The sequence below is a fragment of the Cutibacterium sp. 37298 genome (genome assembly GCF_023838685.1).
In the GTDB taxonomy this organism is placed as follows: Bacteria; Actinomycetota; Actinomycetes; order Propionibacteriales; family Propionibacteriaceae; genus Cutibacterium; species Cutibacterium acnes.
Genome location: NZ_JAJNRJ010000001.1, coordinates 800,806 through 819,477, shown reverse-complemented (window position 1 = coordinate 819,477; position 18,672 = coordinate 800,806). Strand labels below are relative to the sequence as shown.

Annotated in this window: 24 protein-coding genes; 14 read left to right on the top strand and 10 right to left on the bottom strand. The window is 59.6% G+C overall.

Features of this window, described 5'->3' with window-relative positions; genetic code table 11:
* The 4 genes from LRP59_RS03895 to LRP59_RS03880 all read left to right on the top strand — a co-directional run bounded on the left by LRP59_RS03895 (position 1) and on the right by LRP59_RS03880 (position 3,068).
* On the top strand, positions 1-993 hold the full coding sequence (locus tag LRP59_RS03895) for an asparaginase (protein ID WP_002513093.1): 993 nt from the start codon (positions 1-3) through the stop codon (positions 991-993).
* 205 nt (positions 994-1,198) lie between these two features.
* Entirely contained in the window at positions 1,199-1,492 is a 294-nt protein-coding gene (locus tag LRP59_RS03890; RefSeq protein WP_002513092.1) for a PTS sugar transporter subunit IIB, read from the top strand.
* A gap of 243 nt (positions 1,493-1,735) precedes the next feature.
* Positions 1,736-2,194: a PTS sugar transporter subunit IIA gene (locus tag LRP59_RS03885; RefSeq protein ID WP_002513091.1), complete on the top strand. Its 459-nt coding sequence runs from the start codon at positions 1,736-1,738 to the stop codon at positions 2,192-2,194.
* A gap of 124 nt (positions 2,195-2,318) precedes the next feature.
* A complete protein-coding gene (locus LRP59_RS03880) occupies positions 2,319-3,068 on the top strand; it encodes a phosphoglyceromutase (protein ID WP_002513090.1) in 750 nt (249 codons plus the stop codon).
* Positions 3,069-3,176: 108 nt separating this feature from the next.
* Here LRP59_RS03880 and LRP59_RS03875 read toward each other — a convergent pair whose 3' ends face one another.
* Positions 3,177-4,013: a polysaccharide deacetylase family protein gene (locus tag LRP59_RS03875; RefSeq protein ID WP_002533274.1), complete on the bottom strand. Its 837-nt coding sequence runs from the start codon at positions 4,011-4,013 to the stop codon at positions 3,177-3,179.
* Between the two features lie 43 nt (positions 4,014-4,056).
* On the opposite strand from LRP59_RS03875, the gene LRP59_RS03870 reads away from it, so the two are divergent.
* Positions 4,057-4,251 (top strand): hypothetical protein, encoded by a 195-nt coding sequence (locus LRP59_RS03870; RefSeq protein WP_002521165.1) that lies wholly within the window; start codon positions 4,057-4,059, stop codon positions 4,249-4,251.
* Between the two features lie 141 nt (positions 4,252-4,392).
* Here the strand turns inward: LRP59_RS03870 and phoU are convergent, their stop codons facing one another.
* The gene (gene phoU / locus LRP59_RS03865) at positions 4,393-5,061 is read right to left on the bottom strand and encodes a phosphate signaling complex protein PhoU (RefSeq protein ID WP_002513088.1); all 669 of its coding nucleotides are present in this window, start codon (positions 5,059-5,061) and stop codon (positions 4,393-4,395) included.
* Positions 5,062-5,221: 160 nt separating this feature from the next.
* Here phoU and LRP59_RS03860 point away from each other — a divergent pair, with 160 nt between their 5' ends.
* Positions 5,222-6,403, top strand: coding sequence for a cell wall metabolism sensor histidine kinase WalK (locus tag LRP59_RS03860; protein WP_002513087.1), 1,182 nt, complete (start codon positions 5,222-5,224; stop codon positions 6,401-6,403).
* A complete protein-coding gene (locus LRP59_RS03855; protein ID WP_002513086.1) occupies positions 6,400-7,080 on the top strand; it encodes a response regulator transcription factor in 681 nt (226 codons plus the stop codon). The genes LRP59_RS03860 and LRP59_RS03855 overlap by 4 nt, the downstream gene beginning before the upstream one ends.
* A gap of 52 nt (positions 7,081-7,132) precedes the next feature.
* Here the strand turns inward: LRP59_RS03855 and LRP59_RS03850 are convergent, their stop codons facing one another.
* Positions 7,133-7,738: a hypothetical protein gene (locus tag LRP59_RS03850; RefSeq protein WP_011183657.1), complete on the bottom strand. Its 606-nt coding sequence runs from the start codon at positions 7,736-7,738 to the stop codon at positions 7,133-7,135.
* Between the two features lie 139 nt (positions 7,739-7,877).
* Here LRP59_RS03850 and LRP59_RS03845 point away from each other — a divergent pair, with 139 nt between their 5' ends.
* The gene (locus tag LRP59_RS03845; protein WP_002517055.1) at positions 7,878-8,363 is read left to right on the top strand and encodes a CarD family transcriptional regulator; all 486 of its coding nucleotides are present in this window, start codon (positions 7,878-7,880) and stop codon (positions 8,361-8,363) included.
* Between the two features lie 83 nt (positions 8,364-8,446).
* Here the strand turns inward: LRP59_RS03845 and LRP59_RS03840 are convergent, their stop codons facing one another.
* The gene (locus LRP59_RS03840; RefSeq protein WP_002513083.1) at positions 8,447-8,740 is read right to left on the bottom strand and encodes a PTS sugar transporter subunit IIB; all 294 of its coding nucleotides are present in this window, start codon (positions 8,738-8,740) and stop codon (positions 8,447-8,449) included.
* A 197-nt stretch (positions 8,741-8,937) separates the two neighbouring features.
* On the opposite strand from LRP59_RS03840, the gene LRP59_RS03835 reads away from it, so the two are divergent.
* Entirely contained in the window at positions 8,938-9,342 is a 405-nt protein-coding gene (locus LRP59_RS03835; RefSeq protein ID WP_002513082.1) for a PTS glucitol/sorbitol transporter subunit IIA, read from the top strand.
* On the opposite strand, the gene ispF is transcribed toward LRP59_RS03835, so the two are convergent.
* Positions 9,289-9,792 carry a 2-C-methyl-D-erythritol 2,4-cyclodiphosphate synthase gene (gene ispF, locus LRP59_RS03830; RefSeq protein ID WP_032496488.1) on the bottom strand — a complete coding sequence of 168 codons (504 nt, stop codon included), beginning with the start codon at positions 9,790-9,792 and terminating at the stop codon, positions 9,289-9,291. The genes LRP59_RS03835 and ispF overlap by 54 nt on opposite strands.
* Positions 9,792-10,595, bottom strand: a complete 804-nt coding sequence (gene ispD / locus LRP59_RS03825; RefSeq protein ID WP_002513081.1) for a 2-C-methyl-D-erythritol 4-phosphate cytidylyltransferase — start codon at positions 10,593-10,595, stop codon at positions 9,792-9,794. The genes ispF and ispD overlap by 1 nt, the downstream gene beginning before the upstream one ends.
* Positions 10,596-10,690: 95 nt before the next feature.
* Here ispD and LRP59_RS03820 point away from each other — a divergent pair, with 95 nt between their 5' ends.
* The 3 genes from LRP59_RS03820 (at position 10,691) to LRP59_RS03810 (ending at position 13,447) form a co-directional block, all read left to right on the top strand.
* Positions 10,691-10,957: an HPr family phosphocarrier protein gene (locus tag LRP59_RS03820; RefSeq protein ID WP_002513080.1), complete on the top strand. Its 267-nt coding sequence runs from the start codon at positions 10,691-10,693 to the stop codon at positions 10,955-10,957.
* Between the two features lie 4 nt (positions 10,958-10,961).
* A complete protein-coding gene (ptsP, locus tag LRP59_RS03815; protein WP_002513079.1) occupies positions 10,962-12,635 on the top strand; it encodes a phosphoenolpyruvate--protein phosphotransferase in 1,674 nt (557 codons plus the stop codon).
* A gap of 74 nt (positions 12,636-12,709) precedes the next feature.
* A complete protein-coding gene (locus tag LRP59_RS03810; protein WP_002513078.1) occupies positions 12,710-13,447 on the top strand; it encodes an SDR family oxidoreductase in 738 nt (245 codons plus the stop codon).
* Positions 13,448-13,469: 22 nt separating this feature from the next.
* On the opposite strand, the gene LRP59_RS03805 is transcribed toward LRP59_RS03810, so the two are convergent.
* The 3 genes from LRP59_RS03805 to LRP59_RS03795 are packed head-to-tail and all read right to left on the bottom strand — an operon-like array spanning position 13,470 to position 16,339.
* The gene (locus LRP59_RS03805; RefSeq protein ID WP_002521160.1) at positions 13,470-14,855 is read right to left on the bottom strand and encodes a sugar transferase; all 1,386 of its coding nucleotides are present in this window, start codon (positions 14,853-14,855) and stop codon (positions 13,470-13,472) included.
* Between the two features lie 40 nt (positions 14,856-14,895).
* Complete coding sequence (locus LRP59_RS03800; protein ID WP_002513076.1) at positions 14,896-15,837, bottom strand: folate-binding protein YgfZ; 942 nt, start codon at positions 15,835-15,837, stop codon at positions 14,896-14,898.
* A 1-nt stretch (position 15,838) separates the two neighbouring features.
* Positions 15,839-16,339 (bottom strand): FABP family protein, encoded by a 501-nt coding sequence (locus tag LRP59_RS03795; protein ID WP_002513075.1) that lies wholly within the window; start codon positions 16,337-16,339, stop codon positions 15,839-15,841.
* 195 nt (positions 16,340-16,534) lie between these two features.
* On the opposite strand from LRP59_RS03795, the gene dtd reads away from it, so the two are divergent.
* Positions 16,535-16,972, top strand: a complete 438-nt coding sequence (dtd, locus tag LRP59_RS03790) for a D-aminoacyl-tRNA deacylase (RefSeq protein ID WP_148378501.1) — start codon at positions 16,535-16,537, stop codon at positions 16,970-16,972.
* A gap of 14 nt (positions 16,973-16,986) precedes the next feature.
* On the opposite strand, the gene LRP59_RS03785 is transcribed toward dtd, so the two are convergent.
* Complete coding sequence (locus tag LRP59_RS03785; RefSeq protein ID WP_002521158.1) at positions 16,987-17,871, bottom strand: NADase-type glycan-binding domain-containing protein; 885 nt, start codon at positions 17,869-17,871, stop codon at positions 16,987-16,989.
* 58 nt (positions 17,872-17,929) lie between these two features.
* Between LRP59_RS03785 and LRP59_RS03780 the strand changes: the two genes are divergently transcribed.
* Positions 17,930-18,643, top strand: coding sequence for a response regulator transcription factor (locus tag LRP59_RS03780; protein ID WP_002513072.1), 714 nt, complete (start codon positions 17,930-17,932; stop codon positions 18,641-18,643).
* Positions 18,644-18,672: the final 29 nt, after the last annotated feature.

Genomic DNA, 18,672 nt, shown 5'->3' with positions numbered 1-18,672 from the left:
ATGCAAACCCACATTCTCTACACCGGCGGAACCTTGGGTATGGTATCCACTCCTGACGGTTTGGCTCCGGGTGCTGATCTGACAGGGTGGCTTACCCAGTTACTATCTGGCACCGAACTCGCCGGAGCTTTCGAGACTCAAAGTTTCGAGCATCTCATTGATTCGGCCAACGCCACTCCCGATGATTGGCGCCGAATTGTCGACGACCTGTGGAAGTACCGCGACGACGCCGACTCTTTTATTGTTCTTCACGGAACCGACACCTTGGCCTACACTTCAGCAGCGCTGTCCTACGCCCTCACAGAGTTCGGCAAGCCGGTCGTCGTCACCGGAGCACAGTACTCATTGGGAGTCGTCGGAACAGATGCTGCGCCAAACGTCACGGGAGCGCTGCGAGCCGCCACGAGCGGGCGCCTCAATGGGGTCGCGGTCTTCTTTGGCCACAAACTGCTGCGTGGCAATCGCGTCACGAAACTCTCCTCGTGGGCCTATAACGGGTTCGATTCGCCGGCCGTCCCACAATTAGCGCGCACCGGAGCACCGTGGCAATGGGTCGAGAATGAGTCGACGGGTTGCGGTTGGCTCAACCCCGGCCCATACCAGCGTCACGACGTCCTCGTCGTTGATCTATCTCCGGGCATCAGCGCTCGACGCCTCCGCGCCGTCCTCGACCCTTTGCCCGAAGCCGTTATCTTGCGCGCATTCGGAGTCGGAAATATCCCCAGTGATGAACCCGGCGTCGTCGACGCCATCCTCGATGTCATCTCCGCCGGCACCCCCGTCGTCGTCGCTTCCCAATGCATGCAAGCTGATGTCCAACTGGGTCAATACCAGTCAAGTCATGCCCTCACGGAGGGCGGAGCTGTCAGCGCCCATGACATGACTCTCGAGGCTCTCTATGCCAAGCTAATCTTTCTGCTCTCCCAAGGGCTGCACGGCAAAGAGCTCAAGCGATGGATCGAGACCGACATCGCTGGTGAGATCAGCGTCTAGCTATCACACTTTCCCACCAAGGGCCCAGTTTGATGCACGTTCGTCGCAAAAGGTGTGAGATTTTCCGCTAGCACTAGCTAACGGCCTATCCGTGGACAATCATCGAGGCATGGTGGGTAAGTATGAGGGCATCGTCGCCCCCTTCGTGCCGCACCCCGAAGTGGCCGACGAGGTGGGTTCGACATCCACGTGAGGAGAGGCATTGATGGTCAACAAGAAGGTTCTGGTCTGCTGCGGCACCGGCATCGCAACCTCCGTCCAAGTGGCCAACAAGTTGCAGCGGATGCTGCGTGATCGGGGCGTCACCGCGACGATGAAGGAATGCAAAACGGCCAACGTCTCCGCCCAAATGACGACATTCCAGCCTGACGCCATCGTCGTCACCACCGCTATCACCCCTCCAGATGAGGAGGTCAAGGTCTACCGAGGCATGCCGCTGCTCACCGGTGTTGGCGCCGAGGAACTCGCAGACCAGATCGCTAGCGACCTCAAAGCCTGACAGGTCACCAGCTGTCATTGCTGCAGGTAAAATAAGCAAAACGTCTCATTGTCCGTCGTCTACCTCATGGGCGTAAATACACATAAGTGCGTAACTAACGTGGTTAGTCCCTCGAACTGTCGGGCAGAACCAAACATATGAGCCGACCACCTCACCCTGATCAGACGCGCAAAGGTGTCCGGGACCGCTGGACGTGTCGAAGGACACAAGTCACCGGTCGAAGCCCGATGGGAAAGTAAAACAATGCCTACACCCCGTCTTATCGTGGCCGACGTGACGGCCACCAGCCAGAATGACCTTTACGCCCAGGTCAATGATCGTCTCACCGCTGACAACATGGTGAAATCCACATTCCTTAACGCGGTGAGTGCACGAGAGAAGAAATTCCCCACCGGGCTTGACTTCGGCTACGTGTCCATCGCTATTCCGCACATCGATCCCGAACACGTCATCTCCCCGGGGCTACTGGTATACCGCAATAGTGCATCGACAACCTTCCACGCCATGGACGATCCCGAGCGCAACCTCGACGTCCAGCTCAGCATCTGGCCCCTAGTCACTGACCCCGGCAATCAAATCGACATGCTCGGAGCTGTCATCACACTCATCCAAGACGAGTCGTCGTACCGCATTCTGCTGCACGGCAACCACGCGGAGGTCGCGAATACACTCCCGGATGTCCTCGCAACGGTAGAAGACTGACGGTGTTGTGTCAGGGCGAACGCCGAGATCACCGGATCTAACTACCGAGGGACATAACGACTGTAATCCCGCGGATGGGGTAGGGGACGCAAATAATATTCCCCAGACACACTATGGTGGAACCATGACTGCAAAGCTCATCCTGCTCCGCCATGGCGAGAGCGAATGGAACTCCAAGAACCTCTTCACCGGCTGGGTGGACGTCGATCTCAACGAGAAGGGCGAGGGCGAGGCTCGTCACGCCGCCGACCTGCTCAAGCAGGAAAACCTCCTGCCCGATATCGTCCACACCTCGCTGCTACGTCGTGCTATCCATACCGCCTACCTAGCCCTTGACGGCTGCGACCGCCATTGGATCCCGGTGCATCGTTCCTGGCGCCTCAACGAGCGTCACTACGGTGCGCTGCAGGGTCTCAACAAGGCTGAGACCAAGGAGAAGTACGGCAACGACCAGTTCATGGCTTGGCGTCGCTCCTACGATGTTCGTCCACCGGACCTTGACCGCGACAGCGAATTCAGCCAGTTCCATGACCCGCGGTACGCCGACATCCCGGAGTCCGAGCGTCCGGTCGCCGAGTGTCTCAAAGACGTCGTGGCCCGCATGGTGCCGTACTTCACCTCTGATATTGCTGCCGACCTTAAGGACGGCAAGACGGTGCTCGTGGCTGCTCACGGTAACTCCCTGCGCGCCCTCGTCAAGCACCTCGACGAGATCAGTGACGAGGACATCGCCGGCCTCAACATCCCGACCGGTATCCCGCTGTTCTACGAGCTTGACGACAACCTCAAGCCCGTGACTAAGGGGGGCCGCTACCTCGACCCTGAGGCCGCTGCCGCCGGTGCCAAGGCAGTCGCTAACCAGGGAAACAAGTAAGCCTGCCCGCAGGCCGCTGAAACCGCAGGCCGCTGAAGCTGCTTGATGCACCTCGACGGTGCCCCCAGAAATATCGGGGGCACCGTCGAGGTGCATGGAGCTAGAAATTTAGGCGATAACGCCGAACTCGTAACCCTGGCTCTTGAGCCACGCGAGGATGGAGGGCATGGCTTTAGCCGTCATCTGTTTGCCGTAGGTGTCGTGATTGAGGATCACCACGACGTTCGGGTTATTGGACTCCTTAATGCTCTTCTTGACCATCTGAAGATATCCAGGAACAGTCGTGGGACGCTGGGCGTCAGCGTCTCCACTCATCGCGTTCCAATCGATCCAGCCGACCCCGCGCTTAGCTAGTGCAGCGTCAGCCTGAGACAGATTAGTCCAGGACATGTGGCCGCCCGGGTAGCGGAAGGCCGAAGAGAAGTAATTCGACCCGAGGATGGCACGACTCTGAGCCATTGCCCAGTCCCAGTCACAACCGATGTGCTTAGCCTTGTCCGCAGCCCTGCCGTGGTACAGGTATTTGTAGTCGTGGGAGTACGAGTGGATGGCCAGCGCATTGCCCATCTTGAGCGAGCGGCTGAGCAAGTTCTTGCCCACGTCACGCATTTGCGGGGGGATCATGAAGAAGGTGGCACGAGCACCTGCCTTCTCCAGATTATCCAGCTGCTCGCCGGTGAATTTGGTCGTTGGACCGTCGTCAAAAGTGACGAAAACGATCTTCTTGTTCTTGGGTTGGGTGGAAGGCTTCTCCAACCACTGATTCACCACCGAAGCCGAGTAAACATACTTGTCGGCAGCCCTGCCGTGGTTCGTCCCCGCCTCCAGACCGTCGATATCCTTGACGACAGTACCCGGAACCTTAAGCGGGGAGTAATTCGACGGCGGCTCGGCGCAGGCGGGCTTGGTGACGGCCGCACCAACACCGAATGCGCCGGCGGGCACCGGACCGCTCGGCAACCCCGCCGGGGCACTAGCGCCGCTGGAGATGCTGGGCTTCGCGATGGGGCTCTTCGACGGCGACGGCTGCGAAGATGACTGGGCCGAGCTCACACCCGATTTCGACGGGGAGCTAGCAGACTCTGGATCACTATTCGCGCACCCGGCGATGGCCATCGAAACGGTAGTGACGACAACGACAGCGCCAGCTATCGTTTTGCTACGGAAGGCAAAAGCCATATGACAAGACCTCACTGAGAATTATCAGCCGTGTACCACGACACATTAATCGCCCCAATTGTATGTACTCAGTACAAGGCATTCTCACTGCGACACGGCAAACCCCTCACACCGACGGGAAACGCCGACGTGAGGGGCAGATTGATCAGTACGCGCTCGGCCAGTCTTCACCAGCGGGGCCCTCACCAGTGACAATGTAGATGACACGGGAACCGACGGCCACGGCGTGATCGGCGATACGCTCGTAGTAGCGGCCCAACAAAGCGGTGTCGACGGCGCTCTCCACCCCGTAAGTCCAGTCGTCGCCCAGTAACAGACGGAACTGATCGCGTCGCAGATCATCCATCTTGGAGTCCTCAGACGCCAGAGATTCGGCAGCCTCCGCGTCGCGATCGGCAAGAGTCTTCTCAGCCTTGCCAATCATGGAGTCGGCAATCTTCGACATCTCGACGAACTGGTCAGCGACCTGCGGAGGCACCGCAACCTCGGGGAAACGAAGGCGGGCAATCTTAGCGACGTGGGCAGCAAGATCGCCCATACGTGCGAGCTCATAACACATCCGTAGCATCGCGACAATGGTGCGCAACTCGCCGGCCACTGGGGCTTGACGGGCCAGCAGATCAAAACAACGACGCTCGATCTCCTCGTTCAGGGAATCGACCTTGGAGTCGTCAGAGATAACACGCTCAGCGGTAGTCAGGTCCGCACCAATGAGAGCCGCCGTGGCATCTTTGACGGCAACCCGAACCAGCTCCGCCATCGTCAGAATTCTGCCGCTGGTGGCATTGAGCTCGTCGTGATAGCTCTCACGCATGCCGGTGTCCTTCCATAGTGGGGTGCAGCCAAGCCTATCGACCTTGTCGACTAAGACATTTCTCCCGTGTAGCGCCACCGTGAACCTTAAGTGAACGGCCAGTAACCTCGCCAACCCTTCGTGACACGCGGGTGACAAGCATGACGATCATCCCCCTATTATGCGAACTGTGGGCATGATTCTGTCAGCGATCATTGGTGCCGTCGTCGGCGCTGGATTGATGGTCCTCATGAGCCGCGTGGTGGAGTCGTCTCGTCATCCCGTAGACACCCTCGCCACCGACATCGAGGCTATCGAGGTAAATTCGGCCCTCGCCCGAGCTCTCGACTTAACCACCGAGGCAGCCGTCATCGTCGGACCGCATGACGAGGTTCTCCACACCACATTGGGTGCGCGATCGATGGAACTCGTACGCGGTTCACGTATCGCTAATGAGACTCTGCTCAAACTGGTGCGCACTGCCCGGCGCGAGGGGCGCGACATCGTCGACACCATGGAGATGAAACGGGCATCCACGGGGGCCGACCTCATTCTCACCGTGCGAGCCGGCCCTCTCGATGATCACGGCAACGCCATTATCGCTGCCAGTGATAGCTCGCGACATGTCAGGCTGGCCGAGACCCGCCGAGACTTCGTTGCCAATGTCTCTCACGAGTTGAAAACCCCCATCGGTGCTGTCTCTATCCTCGCCGAGGCCATCGAAGGTGCAGCTGATGACCCGGAGGCCATCCGACATTTCTCCCAGCGGCTGACAGCAGAGTCCTCGCGACTGTCTGCCCTCGTCACCCAGATCATCGACTTATCCCGGCTACAAGCCGACGAACCACTACTGCGCGCCGAACCAGTGGCCGTCGCAGACGTCATTGACGAGGCCGTCTCACGCCACCGCGAACAAGCTGCCAATCGAGAGGTGTCCTTAGTAGTGCGCTGCGACGACGACCTGTGGGTCCTCGGGGATCAAAGCCAGCTCACCGAAGCAGTCGCCAATCTTGTTCACAACGCCATCGTCTATTCCGAGCCAAAGGTCCGGGTAGCGGTCTCCGCCCGGCGAGTCCGTGACGTCGACACCGACGTCATCGCGATCGCCGTCGCCGACAACGGAATCGGTATTAGCGAGGCCGACCAAAAGCGTATTTTCGAACGGTTCTACCGGGTGGACTACTCCCGTTCCAGGGAAAACGGTGGAACCGGTCTGGGATTGTCGCTGGTTAAGCACACCTGCCAGGCGCACGGGGGATCTGTCGATGTGTGGAGCAAGTTGGGCCAGGGGTCCACGTTCACCCTTCGACTTCCAACCCTCGACGTTGATCACCACAACGAATCCGATCAGGAGGAGTCATGACCCGCGTACTCATCATCGAGGACGAAGAGTCCTATCGCGAGGCCACCGCCTTCATGCTGCGCAAAGAGGGATTTGAGGTCAACACTGCCGCCAATGGCGCTGATGGCCTCGAAATCTACTCGCGCAACGGTGCCGACATCGTGCTGCTCGACCTCATGATGCCGGGGCTTCCAGGGACCGAAGTCTGCCGTCAGCTACGCCAGCGCGGCAATGTCGGGATCATCATGGTGACGGCTAGAGATTCGGAGATCGACAAGGTTGTCGGGCTGGAGCTCGGAGCCGACGACTACGTCACCAAACCGTTTAGCCACCGAGAATTGGTCGCGCGCATCCGCGCTGTGACTCGTCGTGGCAGCCCCGAAGTAGAAGTTTCCCCCGATGTTCTCGAGGAGAGCGGGGTAAGGATGGACGTCGAGCGGCACGAGGTCAGCGTCGAGGGGACGGTAGTGCGACTTGCCCTCAAAGAGTTCGACCTGCTTGAGGTGCTGCTGCGCAATGCAGGACGCGTCATGACCCGAGCCTCCCTCATCGACCGAGTGTGGGGAGCCGACTATGTTGGCGACACTAAAACTCTTGACGTGCACATCAAAAGGCTGCGCGCAAAGATTGAAGATGACCCATCCCGTCCGGTGCGCATCACCACCGTACGCGGACTGGGCTACAAGTTTCAGGCCTAAAGCATCACCACCCAGGAAAGCAACACCACGCAGGAATGGTGTATTCAGCTGATTAGGACCGAGCCGACGGAATTCCTGAAGAAGCGTACTCCGCAAAGTCCGGATGGGTGGACGACACCACTGGGGCATCCAGAGTAATCGGCGCTGAGCTCGCGAACTTGATCGTCACCTTGGCCAATAGCCCGTTCGACAGCCCTTCAACGGGGGCCTGAAGTTTGGACTGAGTGAGGTTCACCGACGTTTGGGCCGGAAGCTTGACGTTCAGCGTCCTCATGGTGAAGGACCGCCCGGATAGAGAGTTGTTCGACGTGAGCGGCTCCCCCGTAATCCCGACAATGTTGTCGTCTTTGCGAGAAACAACTGCGGCGGATACACGGGCCTGACCGCCGCCATTGATGAGCACCAGGTTCTGCACCTTGACGGTGGCGGACTTGCCATTGACACCAGCCGCCGGAGTGTAACTGGTAAGGACCTTAGGATCGGCGCCACAAGCTGCCACACCAAGGACCCCGACAGCAGCAAGGACAGCAGTCGTCCGGCGACGGTCGATCATCGTAGAATCTCCTCTTCCAAGGTGCATATCGTCGTTGAGTTTAGCCGAATCGGCGTCCATGAGAGCCTCATCCGCCAGAGCAAGGCGACCCATCGGCAGCGCCAAGGAACCCCGGGTTCATGTGTAAGGCCTTCAACCAATGAGGTCGGCGCACCGTAACGCTATTGAGGACGTTCGTACAAAATTAATATTGACCTCAACTATTATTATGTGATATACTTAACTCCCGAAAGGGGCCGCATAAATGACTTTCAACGTTGGTGAAACCGTTGTCTACCCGAATCATGGCGCTGCCGTGATCGAAGATATCGAGACTCGCACTATTAAAGGCGAGGAAAAGCTCTACCTCGTTCTGAGGATTCTCGGACAAAATGATTTGGTTGTGCGAGTGCCAGCCAGCAATCTTGACCTTGTCGGCGTTCGTGACGTCGTTGACGACGAGGGCCTCGAAAATGTTTTCGAGGTCCTTCGTAAGACCAATGTTGAGGAGCCATCCAACTGGTCTCGCCGTTACAAGGCCAACCTTGAAAAACTCCATTCTGGCAACGTTCTCAAAGTTGCCGAGGTCGTCCGTGACCTGTGGCGCCGCGAACGTGACCGCGGTCTGTCCGCCGGTGAGAAGCGGATGCTCTCGAAAGCTCGTCAGATCCTGGTGTCTGAGTTAGCCCTCGCCAAAAAGGTAGCTGATGACCGGGCTGAGGAAATGCTCGACGAGGTTCTCGCCTCCTGATTCATTCTCACTGCGAAAACGGGGATTCACCACACTTCGGGTGAATCCCCGTTTCTCATGCCTTGTCGCCTGTCACGGAATCGTCACGATTTCAATGCGTTCGCAATCTCGTCTGCCAACTGCCCTTCATCAACACCGGTAAGAAATGCAACGCCGCGGAACATTTTGACGTTCTCGGTGGGCTGCTTCACTGCGGTCGTTGAGACGATCGCGTCAGGGCTAAACCTCTCAGCCACCCGCGGAACTTCCGCGACACGGCAGTGCTCCATCCGGGCGTTGATCCCACGCTCACGCAGCAACCGCTGAAGTTTGTTGGCGACCTGCACTGACGTCGCAGTACCAGTGCCACAGCAGACGAGAATCTTCTTCTCGATCATGGTGACCACTCCTCCTCTGGGAAACTTCGTCGCTCCTTGGATGTGGTCTACCAAGGGCTTCCTTACACGATGTTAAACGCACCCCTTTTACCTGCTTCGTTGGGGGTTGGTCCGCTACGATCATGGCACCTTAAGAGACTGACGGTGATGGTACCGTGCCGTGAAGGGCACAGAGTCCATACTCAAGGGGGTCCGCCATGACGACTACGTCCAGCACATTGTGGAATGCCGTAGTGCTCCGCATCGGCAAAGGCGCCCAGGACATGTTGGATACCGGAGTCATCGTGCTGTTCGGAGAGCCTGTGCCCGATGCCTTGTCTGATATTTGCGTAATTCACAATCGCGGTGGTCGTTCCCCGCTGGCCCCTCAACGCGAGCTGCTCCCCGGAGATGTCCTCAATTTCGCTGACACTCGCTACACCATCGATGAGGTCGGAGAAACCGCAACATCAAACCTGGGCGACCTCGGCCACGTCGTGTTGTATTTCAACTCCCCCGACCAATCGTTACTTGCTGGAGCTATCAAGATGTCCGGGCCACCACCGCAGCTACCGGATCAGGGAGCTATCCTCACCTTTGAGCCCTCGAGTGACAAGGGCTGATGCAATCGCCGCTACTCCCTCACCACGTCCGGTAAACCCCAAGTGATCGGTCGTCGTCGCCGACACCGAAACCGGAGCCCCGACGGTTTGTGCCAGGGCGGCCTCCGCCTCGGCCCTGCGAGCGGCCATACGCGGTCTCTGACCAACAACCTGCACCGCGACGTTCTGGATTGTCCATCCTTCCCCGGTGACGAGAGCTACCACATGACCAAGTAAGGCGACACCAGCCGCCCCAGCCCACTGCGGATCCGCGGTGCCAAATATTGAGCCAATGTCACCCAGTCCGGTTGCCGATAACAGCGCATCGCATATGGCGTGGCAGGCAACGTCACCGTCAGAATGACCGACTAGCCCAACCGTCTCATCAGGGAAAGAAAGCCCGGCAACATGCATCGGCACGCCCGCGCTTAACTGATGGACATCCGTCCCGATCCCCGTTCGGATTTCTATCACCGCCGACTCCCGCGACCCAATTTCCTAGCAACGGTAGACGGCTTGACAGCATGCAGCATCCTGCCAATACGACGTCCCGAATGACGCCCGGCACCGGCAGCCGCTTTCGCAAACACCTCTGCGACGTCGAGATCGACCGGCTCAGTAATCTTGAGGGACATTCTGGAGCCTTCGACGAAGGTGGCATGGTGGCCGTATCGCTCACAACACGAAATGTCGTCAGTCACCGAACCGCCCTCGATAGATAGCTGCTCGTGACATTCAGTGATGATGTCCCGTTTAAATCCCTGGGGGGTCTGAACAGCACGCAGGGTCGAACGGTCAACGACCGACGACGTGTCTCCGTCAACCTGACGTATGGTGTCGACCACATCGACCACCGGAGTCACGGCAACAGCTCCATTCTCCACGGCCACGATAACACTCTCTACGACGTATGCCGGTACCAGCGGACGCACTGCATCGTGAATGAGCACCGTTGTAGCGTCGCTCAACCGATGATGTTGAGCGATAAACCTCAGCCCGTTGCGTACCGATTCCTGGCGCGTATTGCCCCCAGTAACGAAGTGAACCGGTATCGGAGATGCAGCTAGGGCTAGCTGTAAGTGGTTGTGCATGCCCTCCTTCACGACGACAACGGCCTCGTCACAACCGCCAGCAGCTAGGGATTCCACAGCAACAGCGACGACGGCCTTTCCGGTCAGGGAGGTAACTTGCTTGGGAACCGGACCGCCGAATCGTGTCCCCAGACCGGCTGCGACGACAACCGCGACGACCGGCGGGGTGTGCTCATCAACCATGGTTGGCACTCTATCGGCCCCGACCCACCACGTCGTATCATCGCGCAGTCGGCTATCGTCGTCCCTGACATTTTCAGCCCACCAAGGAGGCAATCATGCCGAGCCGCACCACCACTATTGCAGCCGAAAGCGGCCTGCACGCCCGTCCCGCAGCTATGTTCGTTCAGGCGGCGTCGAAGTCCGGCCTGGCCGTCAAGATCGGACGCCCTGGCGAAGAGCCGGTGGATGCCCGCTCAATTTTGTCGGTGATGGGGCTTGGCGCCAAGCACGGCGAGACCGTCGAATTGACCGCAGAGGGTGATAACGCCGACGAGGTGCTTGATGCCCTCGTTGCGAACCTGCAAACCGACCCGGAGGCCTGATCCCATGCGGACCCTCTCGGGGCTCGGGGTCTCGGCAGGAGTCGGACAGGCCCACGCGCTTGTCGTCTCCCCCGCCCCCGGACTGCCCGCTTCAGATCCCAGCCGAGGCGCAGAGGCAGACCTGGCTAAGGTTGAGGCTGCCCTCGGCAAGGTTGCTGATCGTCTCGATGAGCGTTCCCTTCACGCCGATCCGTCGGCTCTTGCAGTACTGCAGGCCACTGCCATGATGGCTCGCGATCCCGGGCTGCTTACCAGCGTCAAGTCCCACCTATCCGACGGGCATGGTCCGGCCCACGCGTTGTGGGCAGCCTTTGAGGATTTCTGCGCTCAGCTGAGCGCAGCTGGCGGCTATCTCGCCGAACGCGTCACCGACTTGCGCAACGTCCGCGATCGCGCGGTCGCCGTCATGCAAGGACTGCCTGAGCCCGGTGTTCCCTCCTTTGATTCGCCAGTGATTCTCGTCGCGGAAGATCTCGCCCCGGCTGACACTGCGACCCTCAACCCAGAGCTGGTCCGTGGTCTCATCACTGCGGCTGGCGGCCCGACAAGCCATACCGCTATTCTGGCCTCCCAGATCGGTATTCCCGCTGTGGTGAGGTGTAGCGAGGCTCGTGACATTGAAGATGGCACTCCGCTAGCCCTTGACGGTGTCACCGGCACGGTCCTTGTCGAGCCCGACGAGGCATCCGTCTCCGAGCTCACCGAGCGTGCCAATCGCCGTGCCGAGGTGTTGGCATCAGCCCCTGACGGCGACGCCACACTGTCTGACGGCGAACGCATCCTCGTACTCGCCAACATCGGCAACCCTTCCGACGCCCCCACGGCGAAGAAGAAAGGCGCCGAGGGAGTCGGCCTGTTCCGCACCGAGTTCCTCTTCTTGGACCGGCAAGACGCACCCACTATTGACGAGCAAACTGAGGCGTACGCCACCGTACTTAAGACCTTTGATGAGGGCGCCAAGGTTGTCTTTCGTACCCTAGACGCCGGAGCCGACAAGCCGTTGGCGTTTGCCGACCTGGGCGCTGAGGAAAACCCGGCCCTAGGACGTCGCGGGCTGCGTCTGTCCCAGGTGCGCACCGACCTCATCGACGCCCAGCTGGAGGCACTCGCCAAGGCTGCTGAGCAGACAGGTCGTGACCCGTACGTGATGGCCCCGATGGTCGCCACGAAGGCAGAAGCCGAGTGGTTCTCCTCTCGTGCCCGTGCCGCCGGTATCAAGACCGTAGGCATCATGGTCGAGGTGCCCTCGACGGCTCTACGGTCGTCCCAGGTACTGGAGTCGGTAGATTTTGCCTCCATTGGCACTAACGACCTCACCCAGTACGCAATGGCCGCTGACCGCCTGCAAGGCGAGTTGGCCGAACTCTTGACGCCGTGGCAGCCCGCCGTCATTCAGCTGGTCAAAGCCACTTGTGATGGAGCTGGCGAGCGGCTTATTGGCGTGTGCGGAGAGGCTGCTGGTGATCCTCTGTTGGCCTTGGTCCTCGTGGGCGTCGGAGTCCGTTCGCTCTCGATGGCCGCCGGCAAGATCACCGCCGTCAAGGCGGCCCTATCTCGTCATAGCCTAGAGCAGTGCCGCCGAATCGCCGACGCCGCTCTGGCCACTTGCAGCCCAGAAGAGGCCCGCACGGCCGCCCTGGAGCTAGCTGACCCGAGTGTCGAGGTTCTTGTCAGCTGATACATGATCCTCAATCCGCTAAAGCCCCCGCAGAGGGGGCTTTAGCATGCTCCGCGGGGGAGGACAATGGGGCCATGACTAAAACTGCAGTGGTCACAGGAGCAAGTTCGGGAATCGGCGCGGCCACGGCCCGCGCTTTAGCGGACGATGGCTGGCACGTCATCTGTGCAGCCCGCCGAGTCGAGCGCATCGAGCCACTCTCCGCCGAGATCGGTGGGCAAGCCGTAGTATGCGACGTGACGAGCGACGAGTCTGTCGCCAACCTCGTCAAGACTGTCGGCGGCAAGGTCGATCTCCTCGTCAACAATGCTGGTGGCGCCGTCGGTCAGGAACCCGTCACTGAGGCTGACCTCGATGCCTGGACGACGATGTACCAAACCAACGTGCTAGGCATGGGGCGGGTCACCAAGGCTCTCCTGCCCGCGCTCGAAATTGCTGAAGGCACCATCGTCACCATCACCTCCACCGCCGCTGAATGGGGTTACGAGGGCGGTGCCGGATACTGTGCTGCTAAGTCTGGCGAGAGAGCTGTTGTCGAAGCCCTGCGCCTAGAACTATGTGGCCATCCGGTGCGGGTGTGCGAGGTGAGCCCCGGCATGGTGCACACCGAGGAGTTCTCCCTGGTACGTTTCCACGGCGACCAGGCCAAAGCTGACAAGGTTTACCAGGGGGTCGACTCTCCCCTGGTCGCCGCTGACATTGCCGAATGCGTACGTTGGATCTCTGGGCTGCCCAGCCACGTCAACATTGATCAAATGATCGTCCGTCCTCGCGCCCAGGCCGCCCAGTACAAGGTGGCACGCGAGTCCTGATTCAGGAGGGCTCCCCTGCCCGTCAGTTCAGCTGCTGGACCTCCGCGGGCAGGTGGATGTTCTCGTCGGGCTCAGCTGTCTCGTCAACGCCTCGCGAAGAGACCTTGTCAAAGAGGATTTTGATGGTCTGGATCATGATCTTGACGTCCAGAACAAGTGAGTACTGCTTAATGTAAATAAGGTCGAAGTTGAGTTTGGCGGCGAAGTCTGAAGCGTATTTGCCGTAGACCTGCGCGTACCCAGTGATGCCGGCGCGCACATTGTGCCGCAATGTGTAGTGGGCATTCTGCTCTTGGAACTGGTCGACGAAGAAGGGTCGTTCGGGGCGAGGACCAACGATCGACATGTCGCCGATGAGCACGTTAATGAGCTGCGGGATCTCGTCGATGCGCAGGCTACGTAAGTATTTGCCCACTGTGGTGACGCGCGGATCATTGGTGGTGGCCAACATGGGACCGGATTCTTGTTCGGCCGTCACACCCATGGAACGGAATTTGAGGATCTTGAACTCGCGTCCGTCCTTGGTGATGCGGGTCTGGCGGTAGAAGACCGGACCGGGAGAGCTGGCCTTCACCAGGATCGCGGTGACGAACATGATTGGCGACGCGACGACCAGGGCGATCAGCGACAGCAAAATGTCAAAGAACCTTTTGACAATATCCATTTCTGCTGGAATTTTAAATGGACTCGCAGCAATGATCGTCTCATCTTCAATCGACATTATTGTCGGATTGATGAGCATCATATGCTCAAACGAGGTGGACATGAAGATTTCCTTGTCCTCACTCAACAGCAGATCATAAATAGCGACTCGCTCAGAGGACGGAATATCGTCAGAAACGTGGGCAGTATCAAACTCGTTAATATGAGATCGAATCTGCTCCAGGTAATGGCCACGCACCACATGGGTAAGACGATGACGGGTCGCCTTATTCGCCATGTAGTTCATGACGGCCCGGTTGAGCATCTCAGGCGGACCAAGCAACATTACCCGCTTAGCCCCTCGCAGACGGCGATAGGCCACAACCTCGACACTGCGCCACACAAGGAGCAAGACGATGCCGACCACCAGGTTAATGAGGAGGACCGAACGCGGGAAGGCAAACCATCGCCCAAAGAATGTCAACGCCATAATCACGATAGTCACCATGACCTGGTCAACAACCGTGATAATTCCTATATCTAACAATGTCTTGTTATACAGGACGTAAACGCCAGACAAGACATTGATAATAAGGAACGCAATAACCGACGCCGTAAGCGCGGCTTTTCCGTCATCTAGGTTTCGCTGCGGAATGACCATTCCGAAACGCATCCAGAATGACAAAAAGATGCCGACCACGAAAACGGTAGCGTCAATGATGACCGTTACCAATTTCTGGGTGCGGTTGAAATAATCCTTCTTCACGTACTTCCTCCTCGACCCTGGTGGGCACAGGGGCACAGACTCACATTACCGGACGGACGTGCAAGCCAACTTCAGGATCGACGAGGGGCTGCTGACCCGCCGCGATTCCGTCGACTTCCAGCTCCAGACCGACATCGACACCACGACGCACTAGGGCCAAACCGATCGGACCGTCGACGCCATGGTTGGCGGACGACCCCATGGCCCCGACCCGACGCCCACCAGCGTGGATGTCGGCACCGACCTCGGGAAGTTCGGCGCGGGAGCCGTCGAGCTGCAGCAGAGTCAACCGACGCGGCGGGCGCCCCAGGTTGTACACCCGGGCAACCGTCTCTTGGCCGCGGTAACATCCCTTGTCCATATGAGTGCCGTAGAGACCAATCTCATTAGGGATGGTTCGATCGTCGGTATCCAGCCCAATCCGCGGAATGCCAGCAGCAATCCGTAACGCCTCCCAGGCCAGCACCCCGACCGGATCGGCATCCCCAGGGATCTCGGCGTCAACGGGTAGGATCACCTCGTGTCCACCGGCCACCTCCGAGTCGAGGACCACGCCATCGGGAACGGCGACGTCATGGCCGAACCATCGGACGGTCATGTCCGGGCGCAACGCAACTTCGACCCTCATCATGAAGCGCATGGAGTCCAGCCACGCCCCCAGATCAGCCCCGCGACTCGGCTCCGTCCAGACCCAAAAGGTCTGGCCATCATCAACGCCGTGCAAGACGTGCTCAACATGGCCGGTCGGCGATAATACGAGGCTCGTCGTAGTGCGCCCCCGTTCCATGCCGTCAAGGAACTGTGACGTCAAAGAGTGCAGCCAGCCCAGCCGGTCGACACCGGAGATTGCCAGCACCTCGCGATTGGATAGCTCGACGCTCCCACCTCCGTCGACCATCAGGCGCTGCTCAGCGATCGGGTTCCTCATGTGGGAGACCAGACCGGTGTCCGGACCGTCGGTCAGCAATACCGGATCAGACATCTCAAGACCTCTTAAGGCGAGCCCACATGTAGGGCTGCAGGGGGGCATCGACGGTGGCCCGGTCGAAGGTCCACAACAGATCGCCTTCGACCTGACCATAGAGACGCTGCCCGCCGGTGTAGGGCACCAGGGCCTCTTCAGTACGAGCCACCGCGTCGGTGGCCAGCTCGATCTTGGCGCCATCGATGTTCCCGGTCCACACCTCGGCCCAGCCCTCCGGAGCAGCCATCAGGACATCGACCTTGCGAGTGTCGACGTTGGGACGCCAGAAACCGGTCTCCATGCGCAACGGTGCGGCCGGGGTGCCGTCGGGATTCATGGTGAACGTTTGGCAGATGTAGTGCAAGTAGTCCCCACCATTGTCAGTGAAGTCGACCTGGCACCCGAAACTGAACTCACCCTCGTCTGGAGTGTTTCCGTGTCCCTCCCCCTCCCAGTGGCCGATCATCCAGGCCAAGGGCATGAGATCACGATTCAGGTCGTCAGGAATCTGGAAAGGCATGGGTCCTCGTGTCGTCGTAGATTTTCGGGAAAGACGGAGCGATGGCCGTGCTCAGCCTCGCCAAGCTGCGATCAGAGCCCTGGTCACAGCAACCAGCGGTAACACGGCACCCACCACCGCAACGGTCACCAGAACCACGAGATCAGCTTCAGCCACGCCACGATTCTACGAGGTCAGCTGCGTAGACTCGATTCCATGCGGGTCGTCATACAGAGAGCAACCAGTGCCGAGGTCGTCGTCGAGGGCCGGACGGTCGGATCACTGACGACTCCCGGGCTGGTGGTGCTCGTCGGGGTCACCGGTACCGACACCGCCACCACGGCCGAAAAACTGGCCGAGAAAGTGTGGGGGCTGCGCATCCTGGCCGAGGAGGAATCTGCCAGCGACCTTAATGCCCCGCTGCTCGTCGTCAGCCAGTTCACCCTCTACGCCAGTACCCGTAAGGGGCGCCGCTCGTCGTGGAGTGCTGCGGCACCCGGGCCGGTGTCTGAGCCGCTGGTGGACCACTTCGTAACCCACCTACGCAGCTTGGGAGCCCACGTCGAGACCGGAATCTTCGGTGCCGATATGAAGGTGGGTCTAGTCAACGACGGCCCGATGACGATTCTCATCGACACCGATGATTGGCACTGAACAATCCGTACAACTCAAGATTCCTCGTACAACTGCACCGATGAGATGAGCACCGAGTCCCGGGTGGGCTCGCCGAGCGAACCAGGTTGAGTCGACGCGATGATGGTGAGGGTGATGTCCCCCTTGACGGTACGTGGGGCGATCATGACCTTCTGCAGATCTTGATCGTCATCGGTGAAATCCTGGTTGAACCACGTCCCGTCAGGCATCGTCCAGCGCACCGTGCGCACACGGCGGTATTGCGGATAGAGGTCGACGTTTCCGAACACCTTCGCATAGCCGTTGATCATCCCCACACCAACAATCCGGGAGGGGTGGGGCAGAGTGAGGGTGATCTGCTGCCCCTCGCCCGAACCGTTGCACCGCCACGCCGTCTCCGGCTTGTCGTCGACCACGTACTTAGCGTCATAGCGAACCAATTCATGCCGAGAGCCAACCGCAGGGTCGGACACGCACGATGCCGTGGCTTTCACACCGCTAATCGCCTTGACCTTCCCTTGATATGGCATGTCTGCTGTGGAGGTCGACGCAGGCACCAGGGCCCTAGGGGCGACTTGCGCCGCGCCGGTGCTGTCACGGGACTGGGTGATGAAGGTACCTAGCACCAATCCGACGACTAGCGCAGCAGCCACCCCCAGGATCCAGATCGGGAAATGCCAGCGATGTGAGGACGCCGAGGCGCCAGTAGCACGGGCGTGACCAACCACCACACTCGGCCCGGTGTCATCGGTCAGGACGCGAATTGTGCCGCTAGTCGTTGAGGAGATCGGGGTCTCCTCGGAGTCCGCATGACGAGAAGGCAGATTCTCGCTTTCTTGAGGCCCCTCAACGCTCTCCGCCGGGCAGGGTTCGCCCGGCCCGGACTCCTCCTCATCCGGACGGAACCACTCGTCAGGCATCCTCGTCACGACACAAATCGTAGTGCCGATATTGTGAGACGGCTCGGTCGCCCGTGGGATGATGGGATGCGACATCGTTGACGACGCGATCTCGAACAACGCGATTTCAGCATGGGAGGGCATCCGGATGGCACGACTGTCCTTACTGGGTCCATTGGATGCCCCGCTGCCTCAGGCCTTGGAACTGTTACCGCACAGCATCTCTCGCTACGACGACCTGAAGGAGTGCATGTCTCATCTGGAAGGGGTCGACGTCGTGCTCGTCGACTGCCACGACGAACCGGCCAAGGCGCGCGAGGCTTGTCTGCGGCTGTCCTGTCACGAGAGACGAGTGCCGGTCCTGCTGTTGGTCGGCTCCGACACTCTCTCGGTCATCAGCCCCGACTGGGGAATGGACGACTTCCTGTGCGATTCGGCAACCCCGTCAGAAGCCGAGACCCGGCTTCGCTGTCTGTTTACGATCCAAGTCACTAACCAACTCGTGGCAGGACCGTTCACCGTCGACGAGGACGGGTACACAGCGAGTGTCGGGGACAAGGACCTTGACCTCACCTACACCGAGTTCGAGCTGCTGAAGTACCTCGTCGGACACCCCGGTAGAGTACTTACCCGAGACCTCCTGTTATCGGACGTGTGGGGTTACGACTACTACGGTGGTACCCGGACCGTAGACGTCCATATCCGTCGCCTGCGCGCCAAAGTCGGCCCAGAGTACGAAGGCCACATCCAAACGGTGCGGTCGGTGGGCTACCGATTCCAGGCGGAACGTTAAATTCGCTCGGACGGTAGGGCCAACTGAAA

What these genes read in the sequence shown, in the direction of transcription:
- LRP59_RS03895 (WP_002513093.1), top strand. Translation starts at nt 1, where the DNA reads ATGCAAACCCACATTCTCTACACCGGCGGAACCTTGGGTATGGTATCC.
- LRP59_RS03890 (WP_002513092.1), top strand. Translation starts at nt 1,199, where the DNA reads ATGGTCAACAAGAAGGTTCTGGTCTGCTGCGGCACCGGCATCGCAACC.
- LRP59_RS03885 (WP_002513091.1), top strand. Translation starts at nt 1,736, where the DNA reads ATGCCTACACCCCGTCTTATCGTGGCCGACGTGACGGCCACCAGCCAG.
- LRP59_RS03880 (WP_002513090.1), top strand. Translation starts at nt 2,319, where the DNA reads ATGACTGCAAAGCTCATCCTGCTCCGCCATGGCGAGAGCGAATGGAAC.
- LRP59_RS03870 (WP_002521165.1), top strand. Translation starts at nt 4,057, where the DNA reads ATGCTGGGCTTCGCGATGGGGCTCTTCGACGGCGACGGCTGCGAAGAT.
- phoU (WP_002513088.1), bottom strand. Translation starts at nt 5,061, where the DNA reads ATGCGTGAGAGCTATCACGACGAGCTCAATGCCACCAGCGGCAGAATT.
- LRP59_RS03860 (WP_002513087.1), top strand. Translation starts at nt 5,222, where the DNA reads ATGCGAACTGTGGGCATGATTCTGTCAGCGATCATTGGTGCCGTCGTC.
- LRP59_RS03855 (WP_002513086.1), top strand. Translation starts at nt 6,400, where the DNA reads ATGACCCGCGTACTCATCATCGAGGACGAAGAGTCCTATCGCGAGGCC.
- LRP59_RS03845 (WP_002517055.1), top strand. Translation starts at nt 7,878, where the DNA reads ATGACTTTCAACGTTGGTGAAACCGTTGTCTACCCGAATCATGGCGCT.
- LRP59_RS03840 (WP_002513083.1), bottom strand. Translation starts at nt 8,740, where the DNA reads ATGATCGAGAAGAAGATTCTCGTCTGCTGTGGCACTGGTACTGCGACG.
- LRP59_RS03835 (WP_002513082.1), top strand. Translation starts at nt 8,938, where the DNA reads ATGACGACTACGTCCAGCACATTGTGGAATGCCGTAGTGCTCCGCATC.
- ispD (WP_002513081.1), bottom strand. Translation starts at nt 10,595, where the DNA reads ATGGTTGATGAGCACACCCCGCCGGTCGTCGCGGTTGTCGTCGCAGCC.
- LRP59_RS03820 (WP_002513080.1), top strand. Translation starts at nt 10,691, where the DNA reads ATGCCGAGCCGCACCACCACTATTGCAGCCGAAAGCGGCCTGCACGCC.
- ptsP (WP_002513079.1), top strand. Translation starts at nt 10,962, where the DNA reads ATGCGGACCCTCTCGGGGCTCGGGGTCTCGGCAGGAGTCGGACAGGCC.
- LRP59_RS03810 (WP_002513078.1), top strand. Translation starts at nt 12,710, where the DNA reads ATGACTAAAACTGCAGTGGTCACAGGAGCAAGTTCGGGAATCGGCGCG.
- LRP59_RS03800 (WP_002513076.1), bottom strand. Translation starts at nt 15,837, where the DNA reads ATGTCTGATCCGGTATTGCTGACCGACGGTCCGGACACCGGTCTGGTC.
- LRP59_RS03795 (WP_002513075.1), bottom strand. Translation starts at nt 16,339, where the DNA reads ATGCCTTTCCAGATTCCTGACGACCTGAATCGTGATCTCATGCCCTTG.
- dtd (WP_148378501.1), top strand. Translation starts at nt 16,535, where the DNA reads ATGCGGGTCGTCATACAGAGAGCAACCAGTGCCGAGGTCGTCGTCGAG.
- LRP59_RS03785 (WP_002521158.1), bottom strand. Translation starts at nt 17,871, where the DNA reads ATGCCTGACGAGTGGTTCCGTCCGGATGAGGAGGAGTCCGGGCCGGGC.
- LRP59_RS03780 (WP_002513072.1), top strand. Translation starts at nt 17,930, where the DNA reads ATGATGGGATGCGACATCGTTGACGACGCGATCTCGAACAACGCGATT.